Origin of the sequence: Paenibacillus pasadenensis DSM 19293 (genome assembly GCF_000422485.1) — a bacterium.
Taxonomy (GTDB): Bacteria; Bacillota; Bacilli; order Paenibacillales; family Paenibacillaceae; genus Paenibacillus_O; species Paenibacillus_O pasadenensis.
Window position 1 is genome coordinate 217,685 of record NZ_KE383853.1, and the last position, 9,854, is coordinate 227,538.

5 protein-coding genes and 11 tRNA genes are annotated in these 9,854 nt (G+C 61.0%); all 16 read right to left on the minus strand.

What is annotated here, in order from left to right; genetic code table 11:
- Positions 1-60: 60 nt before the first annotated feature.
- On the minus strand, positions 61-768 hold the full coding sequence (locus H582_RS0120320; RefSeq protein WP_028600019.1) for a PspA/IM30 family protein: 708 nt from the start codon (positions 766-768) through the stop codon (positions 61-63).
- 4 nt (positions 769-772) lie between these two features.
- Entirely contained in the window at positions 773-1,252 is a 480-nt protein-coding gene (locus tag H582_RS0120325; protein WP_028600020.1) for a PspC domain-containing protein, read from the minus strand.
- Between the two features lie 5 nt (positions 1,253-1,257).
- Complete coding sequence (locus H582_RS0120330; RefSeq protein WP_028600021.1) at positions 1,258-1,929, minus strand: PspA/IM30 family protein; 672 nt, start codon at positions 1,927-1,929, stop codon at positions 1,258-1,260.
- A gap of 42 nt (positions 1,930-1,971) precedes the next feature.
- Entirely contained in the window at positions 1,972-2,268 is a 297-nt protein-coding gene (locus H582_RS0120335; protein ID WP_028600022.1) for a LiaF transmembrane domain-containing protein, read from the minus strand.
- Positions 2,269-2,466: 198 nt separating this feature from the next.
- The gene (locus H582_RS0120340) at positions 2,467-8,160 is read right to left on the minus strand and encodes a phosphodiester glycosidase family protein (protein WP_164820140.1); all 5,694 of its coding nucleotides are present in this window, start codon (positions 8,158-8,160) and stop codon (positions 2,467-2,469) included.
- A 708-nt stretch (positions 8,161-8,868) separates the two neighbouring features.
- A tRNA-Leu gene (locus tag H582_RS0120345) sits at positions 8,869-8,951 on the minus strand.
- Between the two features lie 44 nt (positions 8,952-8,995).
- Positions 8,996-9,072 (minus strand) — tRNA-Arg (locus tag H582_RS0120350).
- A gap of 18 nt (positions 9,073-9,090) precedes the next feature.
- Positions 9,091-9,164, minus strand: a tRNA-Cys gene (locus H582_RS0120355).
- A 10-nt stretch (positions 9,165-9,174) separates the two neighbouring features.
- Positions 9,175-9,249 (minus strand) — tRNA-Gly (locus tag H582_RS0120360).
- Between the two features lie 3 nt (positions 9,250-9,252).
- Positions 9,253-9,327, minus strand: a tRNA-Gln gene (locus H582_RS0120365).
- A gap of 9 nt (positions 9,328-9,336) precedes the next feature.
- Positions 9,337-9,412, minus strand: a tRNA-His gene (locus H582_RS0120370).
- 5 nt (positions 9,413-9,417) lie between these two features.
- Positions 9,418-9,491 (minus strand) — tRNA-Trp (locus tag H582_RS0120375).
- Between the two features lie 6 nt (positions 9,492-9,497).
- Positions 9,498-9,583, minus strand: a tRNA-Tyr gene (locus H582_RS0120380).
- Between the two features lie 10 nt (positions 9,584-9,593).
- Positions 9,594-9,669, minus strand: a tRNA-Thr gene (locus H582_RS0120385).
- 16 nt (positions 9,670-9,685) lie between these two features.
- Positions 9,686-9,761 (minus strand) — tRNA-Phe (locus H582_RS0120390).
- Positions 9,762-9,777: 16 nt separating this feature from the next.
- Positions 9,778-9,854 (minus strand) — tRNA-Asp (locus H582_RS0120395).

The window sequence follows — 9,854 nt, forward strand, 5'->3', positions numbered from 1 at the left end:
CGGTTGGGGCTGCCGCAGGACGAGCAGCCGCGAGTCTCGGCCCCCGTTCCGCCTGTCGTCCTAGGATTCCGTCGACGTCGGCTCTTCCGCCGGCGGCGTCGGATTCAGCTTGTTCTTGAGCAGACGCAGCTGCTCCTCGACCTTGAGCTGGTTCTCCGGCTTCGTCTCAGAGCGATAGCCGCCGGTTCCTTGACCGTAAGGCGTGCGGAGCACATCGGCTTCCGCCTCCAGGCGAAGAATCTTCTCCTCCATGCGGCCGAAGCCGCGGGAAGCGGTGCCCGAGTCGATATGGCCGACGGAAGAGCTCTGGGACATCTGCTTCTTGGCCTTGGCCATTTGAGCGCGCGCCGCCAGCTCGTTGCGCTTGTTGCGCAGCTGGTAGAATTCGTCCTTCATGCCGTACAGCTGATGCTTCAGCTCATCGGCCTGAGCCTTGGCTTCCGCATGGAGGCGGCTGAATTCCTCGGTCTTCTCGTCGAAGTACAGCTTTTCCTCCAGCATCGTGCGGGCCAGATCCTCCTGTCCGGAGCGCAGAGCCGCCTCGGCCTTGCTGTCGCGGTCCGCCGCGCTGCGCTGAGCTTCCTCGTAGCGCTGCTGCATGCGGCGCTCGTTCGCCATCTGCTTGGCGACGGTGACCTCCGCCTGGTGGATCTCCTGCTCCATGTCGCGCAGGTACTGGTTGAGCATGATGACCGGATCCTCCATCTTGTCCAGCACCTCATGCATCGAAGCCTTCGTAATATCCTTCATCCGTTTGAAAATACCCATGTTGTCATTCTCCCTTCTCGTATTTCGCGAGTTTGGCTTTCAAATCGTCCAGCTCCTTGCGGAGCGCCTTTTTCTCCAGATCGTCCATCATTTTGTCCAGCTCGGACGCGGTCGGCTCCGAAGCGTCCTTCCATGCCGGATCATGCGCGCCGGCGCCGAAATGCGGCGGGTTGCGGTACGGGCCGCCGTGAGGACCCTCCGGGCGTCTGCGCGGATCGAAGCCGTAGCCTTGCTCCGGACGCTGCGGGCCGCCGTATCCGCCATAGGATCCGTAGCCTCCGGGCGGGTAGGAATCGTAGGGCGGCTCCTTCGGAATGACGAGCGCCGCCAGAATGTAGACCACGATCGCAGCTCCGCTCGTGCAGATCGCCAGGATGATAATCAGGATGCGGAGCAGATTGACATCGACGTTGAAGTAATCGGACAATCCGCCGCTGAGCCCGGTCATGATCTTCTTTTGTCTGGACCGGTAAAGTTGCTTCATGTCGGTCAGCCTCCTTGTCCTAGCTTCCGTTTGAGCTGCTCCAGCTCCAGCTCGACTTGGGGATTGCCGACTCCGCGCTGCGGACCGGCGTAGTCGGGGCCGCCCTGCCTGAGATCGCGCAGGCTGCGGGCTTCATGCTCCAGGCAGCTGATGCGGTCGTCCAGGCGGCGGAACATGCCCTCCGGCTTGCCGCTGGAGCCGACCGCGCCATAGCGCGAGTTCATGCGCTGCTGCAGCTTGAGCGATTCCATGCGGGCCGAGTAGTATTCCCGCTTGTCGTATACGATCTGATACTCGCTGCGCATCTCCTGCAGCGTCTTTTCCAGATCCTCCATATTGAGCCGGCTCTGCTCGTACAGGTCGCGGTATTGGGCGGAGCGTTCCTCGGCCGAAGCCTTTTCGTGAAGGGCGATGCGAGCCAGCTGCTCTTCTCCGGCTTTCAGCGCCGTCACTGCTTGCTGCTCTCTCTTTTCCTTCTGCTGCTCCGCCTGGAGCCATTGCATTTTCAGGTGCTGGCCATGCGTCGAGTACTTGGCGTGCAGCCGTTCGGACTGAATGATCTCCTCCCGCGTCGCCCACAGGAACTGGTCGATCAGCTTGACCGGATCCTCGGCTTTTTCAAGATGCTCGTTCAAGGTTGCGAGCGTAATGTCGCGAACTCTTCTGATGATGCTCATCCATTCTTCCTCCTTAGCAGGCGCTTATGATGCGATATCCGGTCAGTAAGTACGTCCTTCTTTGAGCTTCGATACGCCCCATGCGATCAGGCCGATCGCCAGCAGCAGCAGGAACAGGCCAGACAGCTTGCCGAGCAGGATGATTACGCCGATAAAGGCGAGAATGCCGCCGATCAGCTTATTGCCGTTGCGCCATCCGATGTAGCCGAGGCCGATCAGGATCAGAGGGAACAGCAGCGAGACGACCCAGCTGATCAAATGTCCGAGCCCCAGGAATTTCATTGCGACGAGCACCCCTGCCGCAATCAAGACTAAGCCTACCGTCGAATTCTTTTTCATCGTTGATTGTCACCGCCTTCCGGACCTTAGGTCGTTTTCTTCATGTCTTTATTCTAGGTCAGACGCGCATTTCCCAAAACGGACCTCGGAACGTTTCTCGACCTGGACTCAGGTCGGGGGCTTCCTCCACCCGCTGTCCGGGGGCTTCCCGGACCTGGCAGGACAAGCAGAAAAGGCGCCCCGGCGGGCGCCCCTTCGTCAATCCTGTTCGATCGCCTCCAGCAGGTCCAGGAGCCGCTGAATCAAAACGACCGCCTCGGCCCGCGTCCCGCTCGCGACCGGCAGGAACCGGCCGTCGCCGGCCCCCTCGATCAATCCGAGCGAGTCAGCCTGGCCGATCGCCTGCTTGGCCCAAGCCGCCAGCTTGGCCGTATCGCGGAAGCCCGCGTCCGCTGGCGCGTCCGGGAGCGGCCGCTCCGTTCGATGCGCGTAGGCGCGGACCAGCATGGCGGCCATTTCCTGGCGCATGATCGCACGGTCCGGCTCAAACCGCCCGGCAGCCGAGCCCATCGTCAGTCCAGCCTGCCGGACCTGCGCGATCTCGGCGGCATGCCAGCTGTCCGGCGAAACGTCCGCATAGCCCGCTTCTCCGTCGCTCGGCTCCAGCCTTAGAGCGCGGGCCAGCATCGCCGCGAACTCGGCGCGGGTCACGCTCCGCCCCGGCTCGAACGCCTGTCCGCCAACGCCCTGCACGATCAGCCTCGCCGTCAAGGAATGGATCGCTCCCTCGGCCCAATGGCCGGCCTTCACATCCGTATAGGACCGTTCGAATAGAAGCATTCCGTATACGCCGGCTTCCTCCAGCTTCATGGAAGCCCAGGAGCCTGCCGCGGCCCCTTCGAAGCGAAGCGTTCCGTCCGGCAACAGCCGATAAAGGCCTGTCCGCTGCGGATCAGCTCCTTCCTGAAGCAGCTCCACTCCGATCGGCTGATCCGATTCGGCGATCGTCCGGCCGTCTTGGCCGACTAGCGCCAGCGACCATTCCCGCAGCTCGCCCGCGGCCTGCACCCGGGCGTTGTAGCGTACCGCGGCGGCGGCCAGCAGCTTTTCCGCATCCTGCGGGAGGGATGTCAGCACGAGGCTCGCGCCCGCGGCGGCGGATTCATCTCCCGGCAGCCGGCTCTGCAGCTTGCGGAGCGTGTCCGCTGGAATCGAGACGCGGATCCGGCTCGATTGGATCTGCAGCGTCCGCCCGTCCAGCAGCTCGCCAGCCCGGTCCGGGAACGCGATCCGGCTTGGCCAGTCCGAAACGCTCACGACGACGCGGCTCTCCTCCTGCCCCGCTCCTCGCAGCTGTTCTTCCGTCAGCACCAGCACATCCGACGACGGCGTCGGCGTCGGGGTCGGGTCGCCGCCTGGACGCGGCGTCGGCAATGCCGGAACGCTTGGCGCTGGAGTCGGATCCGGGCTCGGATCCGGACTCGGGCTCGGCGTCGGCGAAGGCTCCGGCGAAGGCGATGCCGGGCTTGCAACCTCCAGCTCGTACCGGTCTCGCCATTCTCCGTAGACGGCGGTCACGACCGTCCGGCCGGCTCCTACCGCCTTCAGATAGCCGTCTTGGACGATCGCCACGGACGGATGGTCCGTGCCGTACTCGACTCCCTTCAGCTCATAACGAAGCCCGTCGCTGTATACCGCTTCGGTAACCAACACGGCGCTTTCTCCCGGAGCCAGCTTGCGCGGTCCTTGGAGCCGGATCGACGCGAGCGTCGGCTCCTTCTCCGTCACTTCCAGCTCGTAGCTCGCCGTCAAGCCGCCATGCTCGGCCTGCACGACAGCGCGGCCTGCCTGCAGCGCCGTGACGATTCCGTCGCGGTCGATTGTCGCGACCCGCTCATTCGAGCTGGAGTACGCGACGCCTTCCCGAACCGCTTGCACGCGGCCGGAGGCGTACACCGCCTCGGTCACGACGGCATCCGTTTCTCCCGGCTTCAGCTGCAGCTTGCCCGTCAGCCGCAGCGAGGCCGGCTTCTCCGCCTCGCGGCTTGGAATGCGCAGCGTGTCGACGATGCTTCCGTCCAGCTTTTTCGCCGTCAGCTGGATCTCCTTTTCGCCGATAACGATCGACGTATAGATCTGCTCGTCTCCATCAAAAATCTTCTCCTGCCACATGCGCTCCGTCCAGGCATAGAACTTCGGTCCGGAAGAGCCGCCGATGACGTAGCGGGTGCCGTCCTCTTCCGCCGCGATCTGCCCGCCCCTCATCGGGTAGCTTCTCATATAGATGTGGTCATGTCCGTTCAGCACGAGGTCGACCTCATGCTTGTCGATGACAGGCACCCACAGCTGCTGGACCTTCTCATTCGAATAAATGCTGCCGTAAGGACCTTGATGGAACACGAGCACCGTCCATTTCGCCTCGGAGCCGGCCAGGTCGCGATCCAGCCATTCCGCTTGCTCCTTGAGCCCGGCATCGGCCTGCTCGGTATCGAGGACGACGACATGGGTATCCTTGATGTCAAAGGAATAGCTCGTTCCCCGAGCTGCCGAAGCCCCGTTGTCCGGCGTCTGGAACTGCGCCCGGAAGTCGCCGCTTCCGTTCGTGCCCATGACCTCGTGATTGCCGATGACCGGCACGAGCGTCGTCGTGCGGAGCGCTTCGCCGGCTTCGCTGAACCACCAGTTCCACTGCTCCTGCTCAAAGCCTTTGTCCACCATATCGCCGGCATGAAGGATCAGATCCGTATCCGGCACGTCCGCCAGCGCCCGCTTGAGCGTATCGCCCCAAAGCTTGAAGCCGGCCTGATCGCCCGCCTGCGAGTCGCCGAAAAACAGCAATCGAGTCGTCGCTCCCTTGTCCCCGCTCGTGCGGAACGAGCCTTCGGAGCTCCAGGCTCCGTGTCCGTCTCCGACCCGGTAGGCATACTCGGTATCCGGCTCCAGATGGGCGGACCGAGCCCGGTGCAAGCGGAGGGTGCCGTCGTTGTCCGTCGTATACAGGCTCGACGTTCCTTCGATCCGCTGGACCGCGCCTTTATCGAAGCCCTCGAACGCCTCCCGCTCCGCCAGCTCGACGACCGTGCCCTTCGTCTCCGGGGACGTCTGCCAAGCGAACAGCCGCTCCGTCGCGGCGTCCTCTCCGACCGTGACATTTACATTTTGCGGCGCCGAAGAGCCTGCCGGGGGCGCGACCGTATAGCGCAGCAGCGCGCTGTACGATGTGCCCGACACGGCTTGCAGCGTGTAGGTTCCCGCCTTGGCCGCAGCTTCGAGGCTGCGGATGATGCCGCCCTCTTCTGCAGAGCCGTCGCTCACTTCAATGCCGTTCAAGAGCAGCCTCGCATCCGGCACCGCCGCCCCTTGCCTCAGGACGGTGAATTCCGCAGGCTCCCCAAGCGCGATCTCATGCGGCTGCCAAGCCAAGGAAAGCTCCGGACGCACGAGCGCCTCAATGTCCGGTCCGGCGAATTCGATCGTCTTGCCTTCGCCTTCCGTCGATCGGACGGAGCCCGACTCGAAGCGGATTGCAAACGGACGCGCCAGCTCTCCCTTCGCTTCCTCCAGCGTGTGGGGACCGATATAGCCGCTGTCCACCGTGTACAGGATCGAGGCGATCGAATCCTCATCGGACAGTCCCGCCTCATGCAATTGCTTGAAGTTCAAGCGAACTACGCCTTGTTCCTCGTCTACCGTTGTCTCCAGCTGCTGCTCCGACACCTTGTCGGAGCGCCGCACCTGCAAGCCTCCGGCCGCATTCGGATCGAAGCGGAAGGCGATATGCCCTTCCATCAGCTTGGACGCTTTTTCGGCCCGAACCTCCACCGCGTAGGTTCCGCCAGGATGAAGTTCCTCCGAAGTGCCATATTCGTAATACGGCGAGCCCAGATTGACGCTGAAAGACCAGGTTTGGATCGTCTGGTTGCCGGCCAGGTCCCGGACCGCCACTTTGACCTTATGCCGTCCTTCCGCCAACGGCTCTCGCGGCTTGTAGGAAATCTCGCCCTTGGGAGGGTACAAGCCATGCTCGACCTTCTGGTCATCGACATAGACCCGGATCGACTCCGGATCGATCAGCGTCGTTCCCGGATGCTGGACCGGATCGTAGCCGGCATCTTCTGCCGTCACGGAGATCATCGGCGTCGGCGTGGACACTCTCTCATTGGCAGCCGGCGAAGCCTTTAGGAGCGCCGGGGGCTCGCGGTCCTCTTCCAGCGGACCGTAGACGGCGCGGATGTCGTCGATGTAGAGCGTGCCTGCCGTTTTGTTCGTATTTTTCGTCTCCATATATCGGACGGGCATGTCCATCGTGAACGGAAGCGTCTTGCCCTTCGGCACCGCGGCTTCGACATAGCGCCAGCCCGTCCAATCGACGCCGATTCCTTGATCGGTGAAGTCAATCGCCACCGCCGCGTTGTTGCCGTCCCTCAGCTGCCCGCGCAGCCAGTGCTTCTTTCCGTCTCCGTATACCCACATGCTGATCTTTTCCGGGTAGCCCGGCACCTGGATCCGCGTCTCTTGAGATACGGCGCTCAGGTAGGCCCCTGACGTGCCGGTTTTGCCCGTGAAGTCGTAATCCAGCTTGAGCGACTTCTGCCCGCTGCGGACGAAGTCGGGATCGGACGTCTCGGCGATTTCCACCGAATTGAACGCGGCGCCGGATGCCTGATACGCGGACAAGCCCTGCTCGAACGTCTCCAGCAGAGCCGGCGGAACGCCGACGCTGACGTCCATGGTCGCTTCGATGCCGCTGTAGCTGGCGACGATCTTGCCGTGCACGCCCGTTTCTTCCGCAGCGGCAAAGACCCCCTCCGCGTCGATCGTGCCGATATCGCCTTCCACTCTCCACTGCAGGCTCCGGTTGTCGGCTTGGATGACCTGCCCGTCTCTCAGCGCCCGAACAGCGAGCTTTTCCTTGGCCCCGCTGGAAAACGTCCTCGCCTTGTCGGGGAACTCCAGGCCGGTCAAGACGTCCACTACCTCGACCTGAGCCGTACCGCTCGCTTGCCCGGATGCCGCTCGGACCAACCCGCTGCCCGCGCTCGTCCCCGCCTGGAGCTTGCCGTCGCTTCCGATCGTTCCGATTCCGCCCTCGCTGCTCCAGACAGGCTCGCCTGCCATTGGAGCAGGATGGCCGTTCTCATCCACGCCTGCGGCTGTGAAGGCCAGCGACGAGCCGGCCAAAATCCGCTCGGCCGAAGGCTGTACCGCCAGACTCGCCGCGATCCCGGTTTCTGGCGCCGTGCTGACAAGCAGCAGCCCATTGCCGGTCTTGCGCTCGAACCCGTCCGATCCGCGGTTCATCATGACCGCTTTAGATGTTCCCGGCATGCGGGCAATAAACGTCGATGATCCTCCCCCGTCCAGATTCATCGCCTGCACGATGCCCATATCCTTCATCATGCCGCCCAGTTCGGTCGTCTCGACGCCCTCGCTGAAGCCAGGCGCTCTGCCGTCGACCTCGAACAGGACGACGCTGCCGTCGGCCTTGGTGCCGATAGCGGTCCGTGGATGGACGCCTGCCGGACCGACGTCGGCTTGGACGACGCCATCTTTTACGAGCGGTCCGGTTCCGCCGATGATCAGCTCCGCCTCCTGCCAAGGACCGTCCAGCAGGAAAGAAGCGACGACCTCGTCTCCTGCCTTAAGCCCGGAGGCAACGGCTCTTGCCGTTCCGGACGCGGATAAGACGACGGTTCCTTCCGTCAATGCCGTGTCGCCTTTTCCCGTTCGGACTTCGGCAACCTGGAGCTTGACCTGCTGTCCGCTTTTCACTTCCCCTTCCCGTATCGTCAGCACATATTCGTCCCCGTCGGGAGAGGTATGAGTCGATTGAGAATAGTCCGATGTATAAAAGACCAGCTGATCGACATCCCGATGACGGTTGATGCTCGTGAGCTCATAGGAGCCCCCCTTGATCTCGATCATTTTCGTCAGCTTCGGCGAGCCGTACAATGAACGGCCGTCCCTCGTGAGACCGAATGCATAGGGCGAAATGCCGCTATTGAGAATCCGGCCTTCATCGACAAAGAGCCCGTTCGGTACGCCCGTAGCAAAGCCGGATATCTCATAAAAATCGCCGTTGATGCCAGCGACGACACGATTCCCAGGCTTATCCGCATAGGCTGCCATCTCGGTCACGCCCTTCATTCCGTATACTTTTCCGTCCTTCAGTCCGGCCCGCAGCTCAAGCCCGTCCGTTCCGGGACGGAACGAGACGGCATGGATCTTCTGTCTGCCGCGCTGATCCTCTACATCCTGCCAGACATACCGAGCGCCTGGGACCAAGTCCAGCTGCCGTGAATCTACAATGCGGCCATATTGAGGCTCTAGCTCAGCGGAAAAAGCTTGAAAAGCCCACGTTTGCTGCAGCAAGGCTACGATCAGAAACGCAACCAGAATCGAATAGCCGGATCTGCTTCTTGCCCTCATTTTCAATCCCCCTTAGAAACGAATGATTTCCTGTTCCTCTTTGTGATGGCTATGTCTTCCTCCAGCCTAACCGGCGAGTATCAACTCCTCATCATTTGAATATAAATTTCATATTAATATTTCAAATTTAACTTTTATTTCATAATTTTAATTCCATTGACCTTGCCGAAGATATCCTACGAAAAGCACAAAAAACCCTTAGGAAATTTTTCCTAAGGGTTTCATTCGTGATGCTGGTGAAGGGACTCGAACCCCCACTCCGTCTCCGGAAGCGGATTTTGAGTCCGCCGCGTCTGCCATTCCGCCACACCAGCAAAGATAAACGTACAAGAGCTCTTAAAATAAAAAAATCCGCTTGTGGCGTGCCCTAAGAGATTCGAACTCCTGACCTTTTGATTCGTAGTCAAATGCTCTATCCAGCTGAGCTAAGGGCACACATCAAGCAAAAAAGAATGGAGGCGCCACCCAGACTCGAACTGGGGGTAAAGCTTTTGCAGAGCTTTGCCTTACCACTTGGCTATGGCGCCTCAATAAAAATGGAGCGGAAGACGGGAATCGAACCCGCGACCCTCGCCTTGGCAAGGCGATGCTCTACCGCTGAGCCACTTCCGCAAATGGCTGGGGATTCAGGGATCGAACCTGAGAATGACGGAGTCAAAGTCCGTTGCCTTACCGCTTGGCTAATCCCCAACAAACACATGGGGCGATCGAGGGGAATTGAACCCCCGAATGCCGGAACCACAATCCGGTGCGTTAACCACTTCGCCACGATCGCCATGCTGGCAGGGGCAGCAGGAATTGAACCCACACTAACGGTTTTGGAGACCGCTGTTCTACCTTTAAACTATGCCCCTATAAACTGGTGGAGGATGATGGATTCGAACCACCGAACTCGTCAGAGAACAGATTTACAGTCTGCTGCGTTTGGCCACTTCGCTAATCCTCCACGGAAAAGCTGGTGCCGCCGAGAGGACTTGAACCCCCAACCTACTGATTACAAGTCAGTTGCTCTACCAGTTGAGCTACAGCGGCGTATTCAATTTTCAAATGGTGGCTCGGGACGGAATCGAACCGCCGACACAAGGATTTTCAGTCCTTTGCTCTACCAACTGAGCTACCGAGCCTAACATTTTTAGAAAATGGCGGAGCTGACGGGATTCGAACCCGCGGTCTCCTGCGTGACAGGCAGGCATGTTAGGCCTCTACACCACAGCTCC